This window comes from Candidatus Uabimicrobium amorphum (assembly GCF_009002475.1).
GTDB lineage: Bacteria > Planctomycetota > Uabimicrobiia > Uabimicrobiales > Uabimicrobiaceae > Uabimicrobium > Uabimicrobium amorphum.
Map to the genome: position 1 here is coordinate 2,090,325 of NZ_AP019860.1, position 22,680 is coordinate 2,113,004.

Genomic DNA, 22,680 nt, shown 5'->3' on the forward strand with positions numbered 1-22,680 from the left:
TTAGTCATGCATATGTTCTAAATAAATTTTTTCTAAATCTCGATGAGAAATCTCTTCGGTGGTCATTTTCTCGACGAGTTTTCCATGCTTCATAATGCCAATGTGAGTTCCGGTTTCTTTGGCGCGAAAAAGATCGTGCGTGGCCATCAAAATAGCGACATCTGTTTGTTTAAGCTCCTGCAATAACTGCGCAAATTCATTACTTGCCTTGGGATCTAGCCCTGAAGTCGGCTCATCTAACAACAAGGCCGACGCTTGTTTGGCAATGGCGATGGCGATTCCCACTTTCTGACGCATACCTTTGGAATATTTTCCCACACGACGTTTGTGCAAATCTTCTTTTAGACCTGCTTTTTGCAAAAAATTATGCAACTCTGCGGTTGGGTATTTTTTTCCAGATAAACCACAGAAATACTGCAAATTTTCGACACCGCTTAAATTGGGATAGAGCATGAGATTTTCGGGAATGTAGGCAATATATTTTTTCGTTTCAAGGGGATGTTGCGTAACATCTACGTCGTTGATTTTAACCGTGCCTTCGCTAGGTTGAATAAAATTAAGAAAAAGGTTAATTGTTGTACTTTTACCCGCTCCATTTGCTCCTAAAAGGCAAAAGACTTCTCCTTTGAGGATTTTTAAATCGAGCTGATTCAAAGCTCTAAAAGAGCCGTAGTCTTTAGATAGCTGCGCTGCTTCAAGCATAAGATATATCCAAAAAAATGATCATTATCGTAGCAGGTAGAGCATGTAATGACACACCCTAGTTTATGAAAAGAGGTGCACCAGAAAGAAGTGGTGACTTTGTACCCCTTTCGCTCTAGTGCTTACAGTAATCGACAATATTAATCAATATCCCAGAAAATTGCAATTGAATTGCAAAAAAAGCGCAAAAACAATTTACATAAGTGTTTATGAAATAGACATTCCATTTTTTTAACGTTTCAATTTGCAGACTTTCCCACTACCGAATCATTTGCCCTTACAAAAAATGCAATCAAATTGCATTTTCTCCTTGATACATTTACACGAAAGTTATATTTTAAACTTATGTGATAAATGCTCTTACAATAGAAATACATCAAAGTGGAGGTTAGGACGATACTCACCAAAACTTTTCTGTAATGTTTGATAAGTTTGATGTTTATAAATGAATCTAGCACTTTGTAATGAGCAGCTTTAAAAGAAACGAAACCAGAAAAGGAGCAAATAATGAAGCTTTATTTATTTGCGTTTATTTTATTGAGTAGTTTAGTTTTTGCTCAAGAAACGGAAAAGGCTTCCAACAATAAAGCCCTACGCAGTGTTTTTCTAACGAGTAACGACGGGCTTGCTGTTGGTGCTGAAGGAGTTGTTTTACAATACAAATCAACATGGCAACCAATAAAAACCACCAAAAATACCTACACCCTACGTGGTGTTTACAAACATGGGGAAGAAATTTTTGCTGTTGGTGAAAAAGGGACAATAGTTCACTACCAAAAAGGTACGTGGAACATTGTGAATGTTGGTACGTCCAACAATCTCTATGCCATAGGTGGCGCAGGAGATAAAGTTTTTGCCGTTGGCGAAAAGGGAACAATTCTCGAATACCATGATGGACGTTGGTTCAATGTCAAAAGCGGTGTTGATGCAGATCTTTATGGTGTTGGTGGTAATGATGAGATTTTTGTTGTTGGTGCAAATGGTACAGTACTTGAGCATCATAACGGTCATTGGCACATTTTAGAAAAAGAGACAGAAGAAAACCTCTATGCTGTCGCAGAAAACGATAACGAAATGCTGATTGCTGGCGCAAATGGTGTAGTCCTTCAACGTCATGATGAACACTTCCATAAGATCGAAAGCAAGACAGAAAATGATCTTTACGGTCTGTGGGCAAAAGGTGAGCATATGGTCGCGGTAGGAAAAGGCGGAGTAATTCTCGAACGCCACGGTGACCACTGGCACAAATTAAAAAACAACAGTGAGGAAACTCTTTACGCTGTTTCAGGAAACGACGAAATATTATTCGCTGTTGGCGAACAAGGTACTATTATTGAGATACCACTAGACTAACGTAGCGAAATATCTTTACCAATACATATTTCTTCGGAAATATTTCCCACCAAATATGGTAGGCTGCCGTCAAACGCCTGTAGCCTACCATTCACGTCTATCCAAAGACACAGAGTACAAAACTTCTACAAAAGCCACACAAATTCCAGTAGCGAAGACCACCAAAGAAATCTTGAATGATTACATATACTACAGTATAATATGAACGACTTTTAAAGCACCCCCTAACCTCTATTTAGCGTAAAGGCTGGCCACATGAAAGAACAATCCCTACAAGATGAAGTAAATCGTTATGCACGACTGTCTGAAATTATTTTAGCAGTGTCTAGTGCGAAAGATTTAGAAACACTTTTATTTGAATCTGTAAAAAAAATCTATTCGATTTTTAGATTCGACAATTGTTGGTTAGCTCTTCTCAACAGGGACTCCATTAGTTATAGTGTGAAACACATATTTAATGTCGATGACAACTTGGTGGCAAACCAAGATTGTATATTGCTAAATGTTGGCGTTTGCGGCTGGGTTATTGAAAATCAACAAATGCATTTATCGGGGGAATGGCTACCGCAAGAAAGCGAAGTCATTGCTCCAAACAAAGAGAAACAATCTATTCTTGCTCTGCCGTTGCAGGTTGGTGGGGATACGATTGGCACGATTGTTTTTACCGACAAAAAACAAGATTCGTTTGAAATTGTCGATATAGAAATGGCGGTTACCTTTACCGTACATATGGCTTTGGCTATTGATCGTTGGCGGCAACTCGAACAACTTGTAGAAATGAATAAAGATTTGGAGCAAAAGGTCCAGCAGCGAACACAACAACTCAAAATATCAAACCGCACCTTACAAGATAAGATTGTGAGCAGTCAACGAGCTCTGCAAGACCAAATCACAAGTAGCTCGCGAATTCAAAAAAGTTTACAATTGGAGAAAGATACCGCAGAAAAAAGACTACAGGCCAAAAATCAACTTTTACAAAACCTACGACCGGCTATTGAATCCATTGTAGAAGACACCTCTCTTTTGGTGAGGAAAAATGCCTATGAAGATAAGCTGAACTGCGATCAACTAAGGCGTATACAATCAGCCGCTGAGCAATCACTCGCTGCCATTGACAACGATAATTCGTAGCACTTTTAGCAAGGCCTTCATGACAATGCACTACTTTGCGATAGAACTTTTGAACACGGCAACACCAGCGTGAATCGTCGGTAAAGCAATACGATCCCAAGACGGACCTATCGTTGCCGCACCATTTTTATAATAACCTCTCATTGTTTCGGCAAAGTGATCGAGCTCTAGATCATAAATCAGTATCTTTGAAAATAGTACGATGGCCATGTAGCGTTCGTCAGGGGAAATACTAATAGAGTATATTTTTTCAGAAACGGGTATTTTCTTCGTCACTTCCCACAACGGATCTTTTTTATAAAGAACAACGCACCCCTCATTTTTACTCCAAAAAGAAATATATGTTGCGCGTCGTGAAAAATTCAAAAACTCAATATATTCCGTATGCTTTGTTTGTAATTCCTCGACAAACTCAATATGATCTCCATCGACTTTCCACATAACAATTTGGCCACTATGTGTCCCAAAGACAAGCTGTGAAGTTCGTGGATGTGCGATGAGTTCTGTGATATCGTAGTGTGGTATAGGGGATGTGCTCAAATGTCTTTTCTGTGAAATATTCCACAGCGACAATTTGCGGCTACTATGAACAACAACAATGTTTTGTTTGACAAAAGCAATATGTTCAATCCTGCGATCGGCTATTTTATAGTACACATCGAAAGAATTTAAATCCACAAATTCTGCTTGCGACTTTTGATATGAGATACCTAACCATTTATTTTGTGGACTAAATACCGCTTGCTGTACCATTCTTTGCTGGATGATACTGTCATTGACAAAAAAAACGCGATTGCGTTTTGTTTTTGTATCCCACAAAGAAACTCCGCTCGAGAGAATGGCAGCACAAAAACGATCATTTTCACTTAAACACACGGGCAATGAAAACAACGACTCTAAACTTGGTAGACTTTTTTGCAATATATCGAGTAAACGACGATGTCGTTTTTCAACAACGAGATGGTGAGTGAGAAACGATTCGATTTCCCAAACCACATAGTTATTGGTATTCATTGTTTTTGATACTGAAATAAGCCGTCTTCCGTCTTGTGAAAAACGCACGCGATAGTTATGTTTCTCCGTAACTATTTGTAAAATAACATCCAAAGTTTTTGCGTCCCATAAACATATCTTGCCATCACGGCTTGTTGTTGCAAATGTACGTCCTGACGGATGGAAATAGATATCCGTAACATTATGGGTATGAAATTTAGCTATTTTCGTACTACCGATATTTATATCTGTTAAGTAAACACTGCCACCTTTGTCTCCATAAACGATGAATCTGTTATCAGGACTACATGCCAGACTATGTATTGCTGTATATCCCATGGTGAGAAAGGAGCTTTTTTCAACGAATTTATCCCCTTGTCGTTGCCAAATCGTCAACATTCCCCCCAAAATACTAATCAAAAGCTTTCCATCTTGCGAAAATATCATCGGTGAATTATTTGAATTGCGATGTGTGCCTTTTAGATATTGTGTTTTTTGCGATTTTATATGCACAAGTTCGATATCAAAATCGCGTTTAATGGCACACCACTCTCCGTTATCATCCATCGCGAGACCTATCACTGTCTGCGTGCCACGCTTGAAATGAATGGGAATTTTTCGTTTCGCCTCGTATAGGAAAATATTGTTTTTATCATAGGAGACCATTTGTGTTTTTGTGGGAGACACGATAAATTTATCTGCCTGTCGCGAAGCAACGATCGCCCTTTCATAACGTAGGTTTTTATCATGAAAGGAGTAGTCTAAAGCTTCATAAAGACACGCAAAGTTATTGTTGTAGGCAACAAACATACTTCCATAACGATTTAAAGCGATGCTTTTTTCGCTTTCAAAAGTATAATTTTTTACACGATGCACTTCATTACTTTTTAGCCACAGCATATCAAGATATATTTTTTCTCGCAGCATCTTGCTATCTTGATCTGGTAGAGAATCGAGTATTTTGTTGGCAAGATGAAATTCTTTTTTGGCGGAGATGAAATTTTTGATCGCCACTTGGTAGCGCGCCATGTTGATATGAGATTGCGCAAGTTTTTTTTGTGAAATGACCAAGGCCTGCTCTTTTTCCAACTTGGCTTTGTTCAAATTTTCGTAGGCTTCCTGCAATGATCTATTCATTTTTTCAATGGCAAGACTTGCCACCCACTTTTGATGAGTAAAGAGCACTATGGTAGTTAATACCAACACTACGGCACACAACATAGCTGTTTTTATACGATTGCGATATGACCATTTGTAGGTGCGTTCTAGCAATCCAGGAGGCTTTGCTATAAGGGGTTTATGCTCAAGGAAATTCCTAAAATCTTTCGCAAGAGACTCTACAGAGGTGTATCTTTTATTTTTATCTTTTTGCAAACACTTCAGGCAAATAGACTCTAACGACCGAGAAACATCTGGGGTTAATTTTGAAGGGGGAATCGGATCGTCGTTAAAGATTTGCTGTGCCACATTTAAAAACGTTGTTCCTTGGAAAGGGGGACGTCCACATAAAATTTCATATAAAGTGGCTCCCAAAGAATATATATCCGATTGTTTGTCAACAAGAGCGCCATTGGCTTGTTCGGGGGACATATAAAAAGGTGTTCCCACAACCTCGTTGGTCATCGAAACATCAGACGCCTGCGTTTTTGCTAGACCAAAATCCATCACCTTGGGTATATTGTTATCATCCACCATAATGTTGTCGGGTTTTAAGTCGCGATGTAATATATCCAGGTGGTGTGCTACACCAATTGCCGCAGAAATTTGACACATAATTTTCGCAATTTGCCGCGCATTGGGTCGATGCTGCTTTATATAGTCTAACAAAGAACATCCGCGAATATATTCCATGGTAAAGTATGGAAAAGGCTCTTCACCTACCTCTAAAAGTCGCACCACATTTTCGTGGTTAATTTGTGCCATACTTTTTATTTCGCGTATAAACCGTAGCAGCGTTTTTTTCTCAATGTGTTTAGTGTCAGTAATTACTTTGATCGCCACATAACGATTAAGCTTTGTATCACGCGCTTTATACACAATCCCCATTCCACCACGACCTAGTTCTTCTTCAATATAGTAATGGTGGAACATTTTTAGTGATGTCAGACTATCTTTGTTCACAATTTACCTCAGGAAAAATTTTGATCTATTTTTTCCGCTACTTGTTTTGCATTTAAATAATCTTGCTCATTGTCAATTTCCAACCACGGTAAATCACTAACATCAATCGCCTCAAAATCGTATTTGCCAATTAGAGCAAATAGAAAATCTTCGTAATTAATTTCTTTTCCTTGATCGGGATCTGTATTCTCCAAGTTGTTGCGTAACTCTTTTGTCGTTTCACTACTCAATTTAGTAAATCCGACCCAATCGCCATCGGCTTTGGTGTCAGGATTTCCCCAAAAAGCTTTTTGAATTTTGCCATCTTGCAAAACAATTTTTACTTCGTCGCGACCGTGATTAAAGTGTCCCAATGTCATACTATTTTTTCCGATTTGTGCTGCTAAGCGCTCTAAAATACGGTAGTCGTATAGTAAATCCGACTCAATAATCACCATTTCTCCTTCAAGATAAGGAGTTGAGCAAATAAAAGAAGAACCACTGCCGCGGGTGTAATCGGTATTGTAAACCACCTTGCAAAAGGAAGAATACTTCTCTACGATAAAGTCTTCTAAAAGCTTATGCAAGTAACCTGTCACAATAATCACTTCAGAAAAACCTGCTTTTTGTAAATTGAGAATACTGCGCTCAATCAATGTACGTCCGTTGATTTCCAACAAACTTTTTGGTTTATCTTCCGTGTATTCCTTTAAACGACTACCACGTCCGGCGGCAAGAATAAGAGCTTTCATATAAGGATCCTTAAAATAAATAAAGCCCAGTATAACTGAGCTTTATTTAAATGACAACTTTAGAATGGCGGTTCATCCATAGGAGGCTGGTTCCAATCGGGCGCTCCTCCAGAATCTTCTGGCATCGGAGGACTCCATTCTCCTCCTCCACCACCACTTTGGTAGTCATTACCACCGCCGTAGCTTGATTGCCCGCCGTAGTTGCCGCCACCGCCACTACCGCCACCTTGGTGATCTTTGGGATCTAGAAACTGTACGTTGTCGGCAACAACGGTCAACTTAGAACGTTTTTTACCAGTATCGCGATCATCCCAACTTTCAAAACGCAGTCTCCCGCCGACAAAAACCTGACGCCCTTTGCGTAAATTGTTATATACAATCTCCGCCAAACGTGCCCAACAGCTAATGTCAACAAATGCAGTTTCTTCGCGTAGCATACCACTGCTGTCTTTGTATTTACGACTTGTGGCCAACGAAAAATTTGTTACATTTTGCCCTGAGGGTATTTGTCGAATCTCAGGATCTCTCGTTAGCCTACCAATTAAACGAACTTCATTTAAATGAGCCATATTTTCTTCCAATCAAAATAACTGAATAAAACCAACTTTTATGATTCATGATGTAGGGGGTGTCACCAATTAAACTTTATTTAATGACACCCCCCTTAGTTTACCTTGTCTTGCGACAAAAAAGTATATTTTTATCGCCAGACAAAGCAATCCGATTCCAGTATACAGGCAAATGTATTCGTAAACTTCAGGGTAGCGAAAAGGGTAACTCGCTCCAATAACACACAACTCGTATAAATTCTGTGTTCTAAGGATATCTGAATTGACATAACACCTACTTATACCGATCATTGGATTACTATACAGAATACAGTTTATTATAAAACCTTTGCCCATTGCCCAATTTTTTACAAAAAAATTTGTCCACAGTACATTTGTTGTTGCCATGAATAAAAAAATACTACAAATAATCCCTGCTCTATGTAGTAGATATCCCAAGGAAAACACCATGAAAAACAAACTAGCGTAAACCAAAAAAAGCGATGTATAATCTGGGCTAAATTTTTTTTGTAGCGCCGGAGAAAGGTCCCACTTCAAAGCATACAGTGTCACCAACAACACTGTACACCACAGCAAGGAAAATCCCAAACCAAGTAAATATGTCTTTTTATCATTGAGTTTTGCAAAGATGAGAATGGGTGTAGTGATAACGACAAATAAAGTACTTAGTGAAAAAGAACGCATAAACACAATTGTACTGCGCGTGGACAAATCATTGGCAAAATAAATGCTATATCCACAAAAAGCGATCCACGAAAAAGTAACAACAATAAAGTATCTCATTTGGCCTAAAAACCTTTTGGTCTTTTAAATTGCAAAAGGATAGAGTTTGTCTTGGCCGCGTTTTTGTGTAGGGCAATACCATTATTGTCTATAATAAGAAAAATTTTATCCGCGGTCATTGCGATACCTTCTACCAAACCAAAGGGATCTTCGCGATGATAGAGTTTTTTTGTAATATGCCCATAATACGCGCTAGAAACAATACTCTTTTTTTGAGGATCGATACACAATATTTTATATTCATTGCGGTAAATGACGTACAGGTATTTATCAAAGTATGCTCCTGAAAAATCAGGATATATGGCATACTTACCTTCATAACGTGGTAGAGCATTTCCCGAAGGAACATCAAAGTCACTTGTAATTTTGTGGTCGTGGACTTCGTATATATGCCGATACATTCTTTCGTTAAGCACATACATTTTTTGTGCGTGTTTGTCATACGCAATTCCTTCAAATCCCGCATTTGTGACCCCGGAGAAAGGATTCCAATGTTGTGTAGTGGTGTATGAATAAAAGTCTATGGGCATTTTTTGCATATCACCATTTTCGGAAACTTGCAGAATATTGCGATTGCGCTCATCGCAAATGTAAAAAAAACGATTGTTATTTGTGACACCTTCAAAATCAACGCGGTATTTCTGAGCGCCACTGTATTGCGAAATCTGCTCTTTGTTTAAAAAGATAAGTGGTTTCGCATCGGCATAACCATCATTCTTGGTGACAAGTTCATAAATTTTATCGCTGTTCTCGGATTTATCACTAACAGTGATCAACTTATCTTTCCACAATGTAAGACCAGAGGGATCGAACTTCTCCACACCATCTTTTGTAGATATAATCAGCCACTCTTTTTGTAGCTCAAGTGTAAATATTGCAATTATTGGCAATAACAACCATATTTTCAACATCGTTTTTCCTTTACTCTCATTATAAAATATATACCAATAAAATACAACTAAACTACGGTTTTTTATCGGACTTTATTTATCTTTACTACCTGAGTACATCTCAAAATACAATAAGCGACAATCAATAGATCCATTGTGCAAGGGAATACGCCGTGAGGCTCGCAAACCTATTTTTTTCGCCGCATCTAAATTTCCCGTAAAAATGTATGCGTGAAAACCAGCATAGTTCTTTTTAAGCGTGTCCCCAATCATCTTGTATTTTTCTCCAAGATCTTGAGAGGTTTTTTGCCTGGCGTTGTATGGTGGGTTCATTACCAATGTTCCACTCGAACAGCGCGGTTCGAAAAATTCAAAAGGCTTATTAAAAACGCGAATAAACTTGCTTAGGCCCGCATTTTCAATATTGTCACGTGCAATCCCACACGTTTTTTTGTTTACCTCACACCCCATCAATGACAGCGACTTTGTCGATCGACGCCTGCGCTTTGCCTCTCCCAACAGTTTGGCAAATAATTCCTTATCGTAATCTTTCCAATTCATAAACCCGAACTTTTTGCGAAAAAACCCCGGAGCAATATCCAAAGCGATCATTGCTGCCTCGATTAAAATGGTTCCACTGCCGCACATCCCGTCAATGAAAGCACTACTGCGATCCCATTTACCCAGAAGAACAATACCGGCAGCTAAAACTTCATTTAACGGTACGGTATGTGTTTGTGCACGATACCCTCGCTTATGTAGAGATTGTCCTGATGCATCAAGAGAGACACTCACTTTATTTTTGTTTATATAGAGCACTATGCGTAAATCGGGTGATTTTAAATCCACAGAAGGTCGTTCTCCCGTATGATTGCGGAATTGGTCAACAATCGCGTCTTTTGTGAGTTGTGCAATATAAAGCGAGTGTTGAAAAGTAGAGTTGGTAAGAATAACATCTACAGCAATCGAATTATGCACCTCGATGAATCGCAGCCAGTTTGTTTTTTGCACCTCTTGATATAATTCCTTTTCGCTATACGCAGAAAATGAATCAATGGGCTTTAATATGCGAATGGCTGTACGGCACCACAAATTTGCTCGATACAAAAGTTCCTTGTTTCCTTCAAAAGTTACCAAACGTTTTTGCGAGACAATTTTTTTCGCTCCGAGACCGCGCAATTCTTCGGCTAACAATTCTTCTAAACCACTCAACGTGGTTGCATGTATCTGAAAATTTTCCAATATTTTTCCCTGAAAAAAATAAATAAAAACAACCGTATCCAAATTTGTAGGTTGTATATGATATAGAATGCGTTGTGGGTCATCATGAATGGATGCCCAATTCTTTTAGAGCTAAAATTTTCCTTACTTTAACAAGTGAAGGTTTATATGATATTATTTCATGGCACTACCGAAGATAATATAAAAAATATAAAACGAAATGGTTTACTCGCATCAACCCAGGATCAATGGATTATGGAAGTTACCAACAAAAATGTTTGTTGTGTTGCCAGTGAGCCCACCTCAGGCGAAGGAGGAAGTCCAATATACTTCGCCGGGCGACACTCCCGGAGCAACAATCAAAACGGTTATCTTGTTGTCGTTTCTCTTCCAGTAGAAGTTTACCACGAAAAACTCATTGCTATTTTTGATAATAAAACCATAGATGACTATGCTCAATATCACTTTTTCCTACGCGAAGAATTTCGGCAAAAGGGTTTTGAACTATACAAAATTTTACACAAAATAAAAGCAAAAAATTCTTCTTTGGAAAACATCCCAACACGAAAAAAAGCTCAACAACTTATCATTAGCTCCCAAGATCAAAACACATACTACAAACAACTTTCGTACCGCGATCTTCCCGTATCTCACCAACTTGAGAATATTCATTTTACGGAGCATCTATACCAACTTGTTAAGTTTATGGGAGGGTGGAAATTTTTTTACGATTTTTTAGATTTGCATTTTTCCAACGTAGACGACGTTTCTTTCCACAAATTTACGCAACACTCTCCACGATGTAATGCACTTTTTTGGCAGCGATTTTATCATCGTTATCCCCAAGAACACACACATTTTGCCCACTGGTTTTCACCTCAATGGTTAAAGAACAAAATGCAAGACACCGCCAAACACAATAGCCAAATACTCATGTGTTCTATTGAGCCAAAGTACATCGTCGGTTTTATTCATGTCACCAACGCCGCAGGCGTTGTTGCGCGCTTTCGACCTATAAAAAAACACCATAAAAGGCAAGCACGCTACACTTTGGGAAAGCGCATCTGGAGACAAGTTTACCGCATGCTTAAAGCTGCTTAAAAATTTGACAGGTTAAAATTAACCTGTCAAATCTTTACTCCACGACAGGAGATTGTCCACGTAGGATGCTATTGTCTTCCCAAAATTGTGTTTGGTCTATTTTAATCGGTTCTGCGATCATTTCTTCCGAAATTTTGCCGCTACTTGCGTAAAACGCAATGGGGTTTTTCCAGAATAGTTTTTCGATATCGGCGTCGGAGAAATTTGCCTCCTTCATCAAACCAGCTGTTTTCGGTATATTTAGTGGATCACTCATCCCCCAATCCGCGGAACTATTTACTAAAATTCTTTCCACACCGTATTGCTGCACTAACTTCACCATGCGGTCTTTGCTCATTTTCGTTTGGGGATAAATAGTGTGCCCTGCCCAACAATCTGTCTGCTCTAAAACGAGAGGTAGTGTTTCCTCCATGTTGTGGTCTATCACTACCTGCTTTTGATTTATTCCCACTTCCTTAACGATATCAATGGAACGTTGAGTACCTTCTTTTTTATTACGGTGTGGCGTATGAATAATCACGGGTAAATTATGCTCCTTTGCCAATTGCAACTGTGCAAGAAAATACTTTTCTTCGACGCTTGTCATATCATCGAGACCTATTTCACCTATACCAAGAACGCTTTCTTTGTGTATGTATAGTGGTAATAGTTCCATAACCTCTGGAGCGATGTGTGAATTGGCTTCTCTAGGATTGAGAGCGATGGTGCAAAAGTGATGTATACCAAACTGTGAAGCTCTAAATCTTTCCCAACCAATAATTGTTTTCAAATAATCTTCGTATGTACCTGCGTGAGTACGCGGCTGTCCTAACCAAAAAGCCGGTTCACATACGGCACGAATTCCCATCTCCACCATTCTTTGGTAATCGTCGGTAGTACGTGCTGTCATATGAATATGTGGATCAAAAAACTTCATTTATTTCTCCTTCGGTCAATAATTTGCTGCAAAATTTCCTTTGTGGGTATATGGTCTTCTATCTCAATTTGTTTTTCAACGAATGAATCTTGTACATCTTCTTCGTGTAGCAGCGAACACGCTACCCAGTAGCGATGAAGAACAGATTTGTGATGCAAATATCGGTATACACGCTCCCTATCCTTTCCATGGGAAAACGGACAGGCGATCAACCACAAATCGCAAGGAAAATCTCTATTCGCCGCCTCACGTTCGTCGATATATTGATTTGCCATACGACTCAGTGCCTCATTCGTTTTTTGCACAAGGCCATATATTTTGGCAATAGAAATATTCATGAACACGGCTTTTAAAACCATATTGTTAAATTCTTGTGTGGAAAAATAATCGTATGGATATGGATTCCCACAACATAGTGCTGCAAGAACATCGGGGATATTTGTACGGACACACGAATGAGCAATGTGCGCAAGTTTTTCTCTATATTGAGAAATAGCGAGTATTTTAAGAAGCGAACACTGCTCCTTGGTATCAGCAATACGATAACTTTTTTCTATGGCTTCCACATAGTCTTTCTCTGGCAAAAATTGAATTCTTTTTACAATTGCAGCACGAATCATGTCTTCGAGCGACCAATAATCAAACTCGATATTTGCCATAACATTTTTTAACTTTTCTCTATCTTCCCCGGTAATTTTTATATCACAATTGAACATATATACCTTTGAAAATATTTCAATAAACTTGTTCGTCGTGTATGAATTTTCAAGTTGTTGCAGTTGCTTCTGCAACGACAAATACTTTTCAGCAGGTATATATTTCTCGATAATAGCATCGAACATAAAGCTTCTTTCTAATTTTGAACGCGAGGATATCTACAAAAATCAATTTGCCAAATATTTCTGTATATCATAAAATATGGACTACAAAAGATAAACTACTTTTCTCCATTTTCGTGGAGATCGCAAAAATTGACAGGATTAACAGGATTACTAGGATAAATTTGCCTCTTTCTCCTGTTCATCCTGTTAATCCTGTCAAATGATTATTTTATACACAAAAAACTAAAAAATTAGTTTTTCTGGAACGGAAAGCGAATGTCGAAAAAGAATTTCAAAATATTAGCCGTCGATGATGATGAGGCTATTATAAAGTACATTCAAGTACAGTTACTCAAGCAAGGTTACGATTTAGAAGTTACTACGGACGAACATGAAGCTCTGTCACTTGTAAAAAAAAGTTTTTTTGATGTTGTGATTACTGACTTATACATGCCGCAAATTTCTGGTTTGGAAATTCTCAAAGAAATAAAACAAGTGTCGTCAAAAACAAATGTCATTGTCATGACAGCATCCAACGATGTTGGTCATTCACTAACAGCTATGGAAGAAGGCGCTTACGATTATTTGTTAAAGCCCATTTCTCCTGAGTTACTCACATTGCGCATCGAATATTTGTATACGCTCAAAAAACAAGCGCAAGAAACAAATGCCCTGCGTTTGCAACTAGAATCGCAATACCGTTTTGGCAACATCATTGGAAAAAGCAAACCAATGCAAGTCGTATTTGAAAAAATACAGATGGTTGCAAACAGTGCCAGCACGATTATTGTCCAAGGACCGAGTGGCACGGGAAAAGAGCTGATCGCCCATGCTCTTCATTACAATAGTGATCGTCGTGACAAAGCTTTCATAAAAGTCAGCTGTGGTATTTTCAACACCGAAATTCTTGAAAGCGAACTATTTGGTCACGAAAAAGGTGCTTTTACGGGAGCGTTGCGTCAAAAAATTGGACGATTTGAACTAGCAAACCACGGAACCATTTTTCTAGATGATGTCGATGACATCCCCCTCGCCACCCAAGTGAAACTTTTGCGGGTTTTGCAAGAACGCGAGTTTGAGAGAGTTGGTGGAGAAAAAACACTAAAAGTCGACGTACGTGTAATTGCCGCGACAAAAAAAGATTTAAAACTATTAGTCGCCGAAGGTAAGTTTCGCGAAGACCTTTACTATCGCCTGAATGTTATTCCAATTGTGCTACCCCCTCTTGCCGAGAGGAAGGAAGATATTCCATTATTGGTTTCTTTTTTCATAAAGAAATATCAACGAAAAAAGAAAATTTCAACGGATTTGTCCCCAGAAGTCGCAAAGTTAGTGCGCAATTATCAATGGCCTGGTAATGTACGTGAACTGGAAAATGCCGTTGAACATGCTGTGGCATTCTGTAAACAGGGACTGCTTAATATCATCCACTTCCCTGAAGAAATTCAAAAAGTAGCAAAGCCAGACACCATCACTCTAGACATTGGTAACAGTGAAGAAGTAGATTTTAACGAAATGGTAAATGGCTTTGAAAAGAAGTTGCTCATTTGGGCCGCGGACAAAGCCGATGGACATCAAACCAAAATGGCAAAGGTACTCAATCTACCACGTACTACTTTACGCGACAAGCTCATCAGACACAAACTAATTGAGGCTTTGTAAACGTACAAACACTTCATTCTTATGTTACGTCTAAAAGATGTACAAATTTAAACAAGGTACACAAACAACTCTAAGGAGGATAAGTATGGTACGTGCATTTTATATTCTGACAATTGCATCGGCAATGCTATTTGTAGTGGTTAAAACAAATTCACCAGATGATCTCCACATAAACCAAACAGAAGTTTTCACCGAAACTATGGATGAAAAAATACCTGAGTGGGACTTGCTACTTGTGGAAGAAGAGAAACACTCTCCCCAAGAGACAAATATTGACGATGATCAGCCACAACAAATAGCGGAAATCGACTCGCAAAGTGACAATGAGAATGACTTTGATTATGAAGACTTTGAAGAACAATACGATGACTTTTTTTCTGCGGAATCTGTTAGCTCAGAGGTAAACTATACCACAGATAATTCAACGCAGTTGTTCATAGAAGATAAACTCAAAATGTACTTGCAAGAGCGAAAACAACAGCGTCTTGCAGAAAATGCCTTTCGTCCTGGCAGTCGCAATGCTGATGACTCCTCATTTCGCCCTGGCAGTCGTAACACTGATGACACATCGTTTCGCCCAGGTAGTCGAACCGAAGAAACCTCCTATTTTCGCCCTGGAAGCCGTACAGAACATAACGGCTCTTTTCGTCCGGGCAGTTCGTCAACATTTCGCCCTGGTAGTCAAAAGTTTCGTCCTGGGTCGTCGAAGTCATTTCGTCCTGGATCGTCGAAGTCATTTCGTCCTGGGTCGTCGAAGTCATTTCGTCCTGGATCGGTAAAGTCGTTTCGCCCTGGATCAGCCAAGTCGTTTCGCCCTGGGTCGGCAAAATCATTTCGTCCTGGCGGTGTGGTATTCGATACGCAAATTCGTCATCCACAGCTTATAAAAATGTCGATAGAAAATTCTTCGCTCGTTTTTCTGACAAAGTCGGGAAAAAAAGTTTATTTCAAAACAAATTTTTCCAACGAAGAATTACAAAGGCTAGCTGTTGCTGTTAAAGAGTGGGAAGGATTTGCTCTTAGCCAAAACAACACAGATAAAGGATGCTATACATTTTCTCATCCTCTTCTCTACGGAACCTCCATTATAGACGTCATTAACGAGTTAGATACATTGACGGGTGAAATTTACTATGGAAACACACGTCGTGCTTCGTCATACGGCAAGTATGAATCTCAAGCACTAGGGTATCGTAGTGTTATGGACGATTTACATGCTTTTTTGCGTGAAAATGACACTGAATCTGCCAAAATTTTACTACTAGAGTACTTTAATTTTTTCGATGGTAACCCCGCTACGTTTACCAAGCAAAGAATAAATACAGCTCTAGAAAACGATCAATTGCTCATTGACAAACAAATTTTGGCACTGGAGCTTTTTCCAAGTTTGTGCGATTCCAACTCCATGTATCGTGCCGTAAGCCCGCAAGAACTTTTTACACAACAACAATTTGTGCGCGCTCACAGCGCTGTAGCTCTCTTCAATAAAAATAATATGAACTATGCGCAAGATGTACGTATGGAAAAAGCCATTGAAGTTGCACAAATTGTCGGTTTGTTTCTCGGATATTCTGCAGATATCAATATTGACGCGGAATCATTTGCACAAAAAACACCAGGAGAGACATACGAACCCCAAGCAGCTTTCGGTTATAACGGCTCACTTTACAACCGCGTTTGGAAAAACCTGACATCGCAAGAAAAACAAACGCTGCGTCGTGCCTTAGACGGAGCAATTGATACGATGCGACAAATTCCCGAAAGAAAAGTAGATGTGGTGACATTAGAAAACTATCTCATCCCTCAAATTTGGAGAAAAGTCAACGCAACTCACTAGTTTTTAGAACTTGATAATAAACTTAGGTCCCCATTTTCATGGGGATCTAAAAATAAATTAGGAAAACGATCATGGACAACATCACCCGCGAAAAAACGTTGGCGGCGACTGCCGCTGTTTCACGAATAAAACCGAACATGATTGTGGGTTTAGGTAGTGGCTCTACGGCAGAAATTGCGGTACAGTTACTTGGTGAAAAAGTAAAAAATGGTATGCAAATAACAGGTGTTCCTAGTTCTGTCACCACAAAAAAACTCGCACAAACTTTTGACATCCCACTCATCACCGATGCCGTTCCTGCAAAAATAGACATCACCATAGATGGAGCCGATGAATTTGATGAAAATCTAAATTTAATAAAAGGAGGCGGTGGCGCCCTCCTTCACGAAAAAATAGTGGCAAGTGCCAGCCGTGAACTAATTATCATTGTCGATTCACGTAAAACGGCGCGACCGCTAGGTAGTAGTTTCCACTTACCCGTAGAAGTTATTCCCTATGCCCATGTTATTGTCGAACAAACTCTTTGCCAGCTAGGCTCCACACCTAAGTTGCGCCGCAACAACGACAAGCCGTTCGTTACAGATGAAGGAAATTATATTTTAGATTGTAATTTTAACACCATTGCAAATCCACAAAAACTAGCCTCTGACATTTCGCAGATACCTGGTGTTGTAGAGCATGGAATGTTTATAGGTATGGCCACAAGAATTATTATTGGCAGCGGTGAAACCACACGTGAACTACAAGCGACATAAAAATATTATCTAGATCATCAGGAAAGGGCTTGCTGTGAAATACACCACCATACTGATTATTGTCATTAGTTTTCTTTTTGCACATGGACAGTCTGCCTTATTACAAACTCCACATACAGAAAATTACAATGAAACACTTGCCAAATACCCTTTTCGTTTTTCTCCCACTTCAGCACAAACAGTTATTAGTAAACTGAAAAAAACTACTCAAGTACCTCTAACGATCTCGACGATAGAAAAACCACTTCTAAAAGATGCACTGGATGGGCGCTTTGACTCTTTTTCCATTTCCGAAGCGGCCCTAATTGCTTCAGGTATTACCGATAAAAATCTTCGCACTGTGTACCAAAAAAAAATACATAGCATTTTTCAAACCATTCGCCGTGATTTGCCCGCGAAAACCTCACAAAAAAAAATAGCATTTTACCTGTTATTGTACTTACATAAAAACCATCTACAACACTATGACATTCGTTCTTCCAGTCTACCTAAGCTATTAGACGATGGTATTTATAACTGTGTGTCTTCATCACTTCTGTATAACATACTAGCACAAAAACTCGGTCTCGATGTACGCGGAGTGGAAGCACCAGAGCATTGTTTTTCTATTGTGTATCACAATGGCAATGCATGGGATATAGAAACAACATCACCTGCCGGATTTGACGCCGCACATGCAAAAGACACCACTAAAATCACCGTCCACACTGATGGCTATGTTATGAAAAAAAGTTTACGCCGCGAAATGAGTGTGGATCGTCAGGTGGCTATGATTTACTATAATCGCGGTGTGGACCTTGGTAAAAAAAAGCAGTACATTGCTTCTACCGTGGAATATTTTAAAGCACTCCTCATCGACAATGACTTCCATACGGCCTGTCAAAACACCATTGTCAATTTCGCTTACTATGCGCGACAACTCAGTGCAAAAGGGAAAACCAATAAGGCTTTGCAAATACTAAAGTTAGGTCTAGAATTAGCCCCGAACGACAAGAATTTGCGCAATGATCTCTATGTAATGATGCGTAATTGGTCCATAGATTTAATTCAAAATAAAAAATTCGATCGTGCAACACAAGTTCTGCAAAAAGCGCAAAAGTATTTTCCGCGCGATCGCGATTTGGCGTTTTTAATTTGTAGTGCTCAACTACAGAAAGCTCTAGGACACAAACAAAATTTCCTACATGCGATGCAAATTTTACAACGAGCCATCGACAGCGCAGACAAAGAAATACAGAGCGAAATTCGCCAAGCGCGTTGGTATGTAATTGATGAGCATGCTCGATATCAAACACGTAAAAACCAGTGGCAAAAGGCCATTGCTATTTACGAATGGGGATTGGCCCTTAAAGAAGGAGAAACGCTGCGCAACAACTGGATTAAGACATACATAGACTGGGCCGAATCGATACAAAATAGCGATAAGCTCCAAGCTATCGCCATATACGAAAAAGCGTTGGAGAGTTCTCCACAAAAAGCACACTTTCAATCCAGAGTAATGCTCCTTTATCAAGAAATGTACAATAAAGAACTTCAACGTCAAAAACATGCGCGCGCTTTTGCCTGGATTACGAGATTATACGAGATGTTTCCTAATGAACAAGCGGTAAAAAACAATTTGTGGTATGTTTACCAAGAATGGCATAAACATCTCATTAAAAATAAAAAATATAACGATGCACACCAAAATTTTCGCGATGTCACCACGAAATTTCCGCAAGAATACACCAGCATTCGCGGAATATACACGGCGGTCAGCAACGAATATGCCATGAACTATGCCCAAAAAAATGTATATTCTCATGCTTTGGCAATATACAGTGGCCTTCGTCAAAATCTGCCGGAAGACAAACAGATTGAAAATAATTTTCATTATTTGTTGCAAGAAGGAGTAAAACACTTTCTCGCGCAAAAAAAATACGCAAGCATCCATCAATTAACCACAATACTACGTAAAAAATTACCACAAGAAGAACGCATCATGCAAATCGTCGTCACACAGTTGGTTAAAAACGCCCAAGAAACCAAAGAACCATACGCCGTGTACCAAATAGCAAAATGCCTACGTAATTTTCCCACACAAAAAAATATTAGTGACTCGCTTATCAACGAATCACTACGACTTTCCTATGTCCAAAAAAACGACAAAGCCCTATGGAAAATATACAGCGAATTTTCTCAAACTCCTCAAATAACCGACTACATGCGCAAAATTTGTTACAACCGCGGGGCACAACTTATCAACGGCAAAGTTTGGCGCAAGGCATTTGACTTTCATCGCCAAGCGCTCACACAGTTTCCTAATGATGGTAAAATCCGCGAACGTCTAGCCTATATTAGGTCACAACTACAAGAATGATATTTTATATTTGCAATTCGATGCGCTATACATAAAATTAACTTCAGAAAATTTTACCTCGTTTCACATTCAACAAAGGAAAGTTATTATGAAAATCGTTATCGTTGCTTTATGTTGTGTTCTCAGTTTTTGTGGTTGCAATGAAGGAAAAACACCTGATTCTAACACAGGAGACAACCACCATCATCACAGTCACAATCCACAATATGGTGGTTTGCTTATCGAAGTAGGGGACCATTTCGCTCATGCGGAAATGGCCTTGAAAGACGGAAAACTAACTCTGTATATTCTCGACGGCGAAGCGGAAAACAATGTTCGCTTGGAACAAGAAAGTGTTAGAGTAAATGTAAAAGTAAAGGAAGAAAATCTAGAGTTAGATTTAAAAGGTGTGGCGAATGAATTAACCGGTGAAACGGCAAAAAATACCTCTCAGTTTAGCGCAACACACGAGAAACTCAAAGGCGTGGAAGAGTTTACCGCTGTCGTAGCATCTTGCACAATCAAAGGACAAAAATTCGAAAACATCACCTTTAAATTTGAGCACAAAGATGATCATGACCACGATCACGATCATGATGATCACGACCACGATCATGATCACGATGACGACCATGACCATTAAGTGTTGATCGTCGTTTTTAGATTGGTGCCCTCACCATCGAATTAGCAGGTTACAGCTTCGCTGAAAACCTGCTATTCTCATGCCTCTCCCACAGGGAGAGGCGTAACACGTCTTAATTTCTTCCATTTGTGTTGTTTTGTGCCACGCATACACAACCGTAATTGTATAAAGATAGTAACGCTACACTACTGTCTCGCAACTCAAGTGAATTTTGTTTTTTACAAAAGAGAAGCATTACGCCTCTCCTGTGGGAGAGGCATGAGAATTGAGGATTTTAGCGAAGCTAAAACCTTAAATTCGATGGTGAGGGCACCAATTCCAAAACGACTCTCTCTCCTGAAAATCACCGTCACAGAAATCGTTCTAGGTTGTTTGGTGTAGCAAAGTGAGTTTCTGCAACAAATCTTGCAAAAACTCATCTAGCGGCATGTCGTGTTCTTGCATGTATAAAATAGCTTTGTAACAACTACGACAGTGCTCTAGAGACTCATTAATGCGTTGTTCCATCTCACATAAATTTCCCACAATATAGTGGCTCAACACAACATTCCGCGCCATTTCATCGTCATGCGTACACAATCGTCGCAAATCTTTGTAACATTGTAACTGTTGTAAGTAATGCTCAATTGCCGGAGCATAGAGTTCCTCTTTCTCGTACAACGTCGCTAGTTTGCAATAAATTTCTGCTAAATCTTTTAAAAATCCCGTATTGTCAGCGTTGTTGTCACACAATTCCACTCGTAAATCTAAACATTTTTTATAGTATTCTTTAGCTTTATCGATCTTATTTTGTTTGTGTAAAACATCGCCAAAGCTGCTATAACATCTCGCAGAGTCGTCCTTGTAATATGCATTTTTGGGCGCGATATCCATCAAATCACCACATACTTCTAACGCTTGAGAAAAGTATTTTTCTGCGACAGAGAACGCGTCTCTTGCACTGTGTAAATCACCTAAGTTTTTACAAAGAACCAATGTGTCGCGTTTGAACTCCACATTATCTGGATATTTTTTGTGTAGTTGTTGTGCAATATCCAAATTTTCCATGTACAGTTTTTGTGCTTGCTCCCACTCATTTTGTCGTTGATAAACCACCGCTAATTTGCTGTGATTTACACAGACATCGCGTAAACAATCGTCGTTATCTGGATGGCTCTCTTGTAGCGATCTTCGTATTTTAAGCGCTTCGTCGTAAAAATGCTTAGCTTCTTGTAGTTGATTGTTTTGCAAATAAAAGTCACCCAAGCGATTGTAATTTACCGACACATCGCGTGTGCATTTTGTGTCATCGGGATATTGTAATTGTAAATTTTGACTCATATACAGTGAATTTAAATAGTATTGTTGCGCTTCTTCCATACGGCCATCTTTATTATAGAGGTCTGCCAATTTATACATCACAACCCCTAAATCTCGTGCATATTGTGGTTGAGGATCATTTTCCCATAATTCTTCGCGTATATCTAAAGAGTTGTGGTAATAACGACGTCCACGTTTCGCATCTCCCATTAACAAAAAAATACCCGCCAAACGTTCAAAATTTACCGAAAGATCGCGAGAAATAATGTCCATATCTGGATGTTGTTGATAGAGATACTGTCCAACATTCAGTGCCGCCAAAAAGCAATCCATTGCTTGTTGTAAGTCTCCACTATGCTGGTGCAAATCTCCTTGTTTTTCATGAGACATCGCCAAATTTCTCATACGCTCTACACACTCAGGACGCTTCTCGCACAACTCTTGTAGTAGAGAGTGCGTTTTCAACAAAACATTCCATCTTGCTTTTGTATTGGCGTAGCTGGCAAGGCACTTGTCCACTTTAGTTTGTAAACGCTCACACAAAATTTGCGACTCAATTTCGCTAAGTTCTTGTTGCAATAAACTTGAAGTTACCTGTTCACTTCCCGCGATTACCTCTGCTAAAATACCGCTGGCCTTCTCTAGTTCTTGCTCTTTCTTGATATAAATAAAGTATGCGAGTGCTTTACCATATTTTTGCTGCTGCAAATCCGAAGAAAATTGTTCTAAAGTCACAAAGCGTTCCTTAAAAATTCTTGTTCTATGTATCTGAAATCTCTGTGGTTATTTTTTATCGTTCACCAAATCCGTCAGA

18 protein-coding genes are annotated in these 22,680 nt (G+C 39.2%); 8 read left to right on the forward strand and 10 right to left on the reverse strand.

Annotated elements, in window-relative coordinates; genetic code table 11:
• On the reverse strand, positions 1–702 hold the full coding sequence (locus UABAM_RS07320; RefSeq protein ID WP_151967345.1) for an ABC transporter ATP-binding protein: 702 nt from the start codon (positions 700–702) through the stop codon (positions 1–3).
• A gap of 507 nt (positions 703–1,209) precedes the next feature.
• On the opposite strand from UABAM_RS07320, the gene UABAM_RS07325 reads away from it, so the two are divergent.
• Positions 1,210–2,055: a WD40/YVTN/BNR-like repeat-containing protein gene (locus UABAM_RS07325; protein ID WP_151967346.1), complete on the forward strand. Its 846-nt coding sequence runs from the start codon at positions 1,210–1,212 to the stop codon at positions 2,053–2,055.
• 255 nt (positions 2,056–2,310) lie between these two features.
• Positions 2,311–3,186: a GAF domain-containing protein gene (locus UABAM_RS07330; protein ID WP_151967347.1), complete on the forward strand. Its 876-nt coding sequence runs from the start codon at positions 2,311–2,313 to the stop codon at positions 3,184–3,186.
• Positions 3,187–3,216: 30 nt separating this feature from the next.
• On the opposite strand, the gene UABAM_RS07335 is transcribed toward UABAM_RS07330, so the two are convergent.
• The 6 genes from UABAM_RS07335 to UABAM_RS07360 form a co-directional block, all read right to left on the reverse strand.
• Positions 3,217–6,300 (reverse strand): WD40 repeat domain-containing serine/threonine protein kinase, encoded by a 3,084-nt coding sequence (locus UABAM_RS07335; RefSeq protein ID WP_151967348.1) that lies wholly within the window; start codon positions 6,298–6,300, stop codon positions 3,217–3,219.
• Between the two features lie 8 nt (positions 6,301–6,308).
• Positions 6,309–7,031 (reverse strand): phosphocholine cytidylyltransferase family protein, encoded by a 723-nt coding sequence (locus UABAM_RS07340; RefSeq protein WP_151967349.1) that lies wholly within the window; start codon positions 7,029–7,031, stop codon positions 6,309–6,311.
• Between the two features lie 59 nt (positions 7,032–7,090).
• The gene (locus UABAM_RS07345; RefSeq protein ID WP_151967350.1) at positions 7,091–7,600 is read right to left on the reverse strand and encodes a single-stranded DNA-binding protein; all 510 of its coding nucleotides are present in this window, start codon (positions 7,598–7,600) and stop codon (positions 7,091–7,093) included.
• 69 nt (positions 7,601–7,669) lie between these two features.
• Positions 7,670–8,383, reverse strand: a complete 714-nt coding sequence (locus UABAM_RS07350; RefSeq protein ID WP_151967351.1) for a hypothetical protein — start codon at positions 8,381–8,383, stop codon at positions 7,670–7,672.
• A gap of 5 nt (positions 8,384–8,388) precedes the next feature.
• The gene (locus UABAM_RS07355; RefSeq protein ID WP_151967352.1) at positions 8,389–9,294 is read right to left on the reverse strand and encodes an SdiA-regulated domain-containing protein; all 906 of its coding nucleotides are present in this window, start codon (positions 9,292–9,294) and stop codon (positions 8,389–8,391) included.
• Positions 9,295–9,366: 72 nt separating this feature from the next.
• Positions 9,367–10,515, reverse strand: a complete 1,149-nt coding sequence (locus tag UABAM_RS07360) for a THUMP domain-containing class I SAM-dependent RNA methyltransferase (protein ID WP_229759362.1) — start codon at positions 10,513–10,515, stop codon at positions 9,367–9,369.
• A 147-nt stretch (positions 10,516–10,662) separates the two neighbouring features.
• On the opposite strand from UABAM_RS07360, the gene UABAM_RS07365 reads away from it, so the two are divergent.
• Positions 10,663–11,595 carry a hypothetical protein gene (locus UABAM_RS07365; protein ID WP_151967353.1) on the forward strand — a complete coding sequence of 311 codons (933 nt, stop codon included), beginning with the start codon at positions 10,663–10,665 and terminating at the stop codon, positions 11,593–11,595.
• Positions 11,596–11,629: 34 nt separating this feature from the next.
• Here UABAM_RS07365 and UABAM_RS07370 read toward each other — a convergent pair whose 3' ends face one another.
• Together UABAM_RS07370 and UABAM_RS07375 are read right to left on the reverse strand one after the other, a co-directional pair.
• The gene (locus UABAM_RS07370; protein WP_151967354.1) at positions 11,630–12,511 is read right to left on the reverse strand and encodes a TatD family hydrolase; all 882 of its coding nucleotides are present in this window, start codon (positions 12,509–12,511) and stop codon (positions 11,630–11,632) included.
• Positions 12,508–13,353 (reverse strand): EboA domain-containing protein, encoded by an 846-nt coding sequence (locus UABAM_RS07375; protein WP_151967355.1) that lies wholly within the window; start codon positions 13,351–13,353, stop codon positions 12,508–12,510. The genes UABAM_RS07370 and UABAM_RS07375 overlap by 4 nt, the downstream gene beginning before the upstream one ends.
• 255 nt (positions 13,354–13,608) lie before the next feature.
• On the opposite strand from UABAM_RS07375, the gene UABAM_RS07380 reads away from it, so the two are divergent.
• The 5 genes from UABAM_RS07380 to UABAM_RS07400 all read left to right on the forward strand — a co-directional run bounded on the left by UABAM_RS07380 (position 13,609) and on the right by UABAM_RS07400 (position 20,567).
• A complete protein-coding gene (locus tag UABAM_RS07380; protein WP_151967356.1) occupies positions 13,609–14,994 on the forward strand; it encodes a sigma-54-dependent transcriptional regulator in 1,386 nt (461 codons plus the stop codon).
• Between the two features lie 85 nt (positions 14,995–15,079).
• Positions 15,080–16,831, forward strand: coding sequence for a hypothetical protein (locus UABAM_RS07385; RefSeq protein WP_151967357.1), 1,752 nt, complete (start codon positions 15,080–15,082; stop codon positions 16,829–16,831).
• Between the two features lie 71 nt (positions 16,832–16,902).
• Positions 16,903–17,586: a ribose-5-phosphate isomerase RpiA gene (rpiA, locus tag UABAM_RS07390; protein WP_173013177.1), complete on the forward strand. Its 684-nt coding sequence runs from the start codon at positions 16,903–16,905 to the stop codon at positions 17,584–17,586.
• Positions 17,587–17,620: 34 nt separating this feature from the next.
• Complete coding sequence (locus UABAM_RS07395; RefSeq protein WP_173013178.1) at positions 17,621–19,945, forward strand: transglutaminase family protein; 2,325 nt, start codon at positions 17,621–17,623, stop codon at positions 19,943–19,945.
• 88 nt (positions 19,946–20,033) lie between these two features.
• Positions 20,034–20,567, forward strand: coding sequence for a ZrgA family zinc uptake protein (locus UABAM_RS07400; RefSeq protein WP_151967359.1), 534 nt, complete (start codon positions 20,034–20,036; stop codon positions 20,565–20,567).
• A 363-nt stretch (positions 20,568–20,930) separates the two neighbouring features.
• Here UABAM_RS07400 and UABAM_RS07405 read toward each other — a convergent pair whose 3' ends face one another.
• Positions 20,931–22,601: a tetratricopeptide repeat protein gene (locus UABAM_RS07405; protein WP_151967360.1), complete on the reverse strand. Its 1,671-nt coding sequence runs from the start codon at positions 22,599–22,601 to the stop codon at positions 20,931–20,933.
• Between the last annotated feature and the right edge of the window lie 79 nt (positions 22,602–22,680).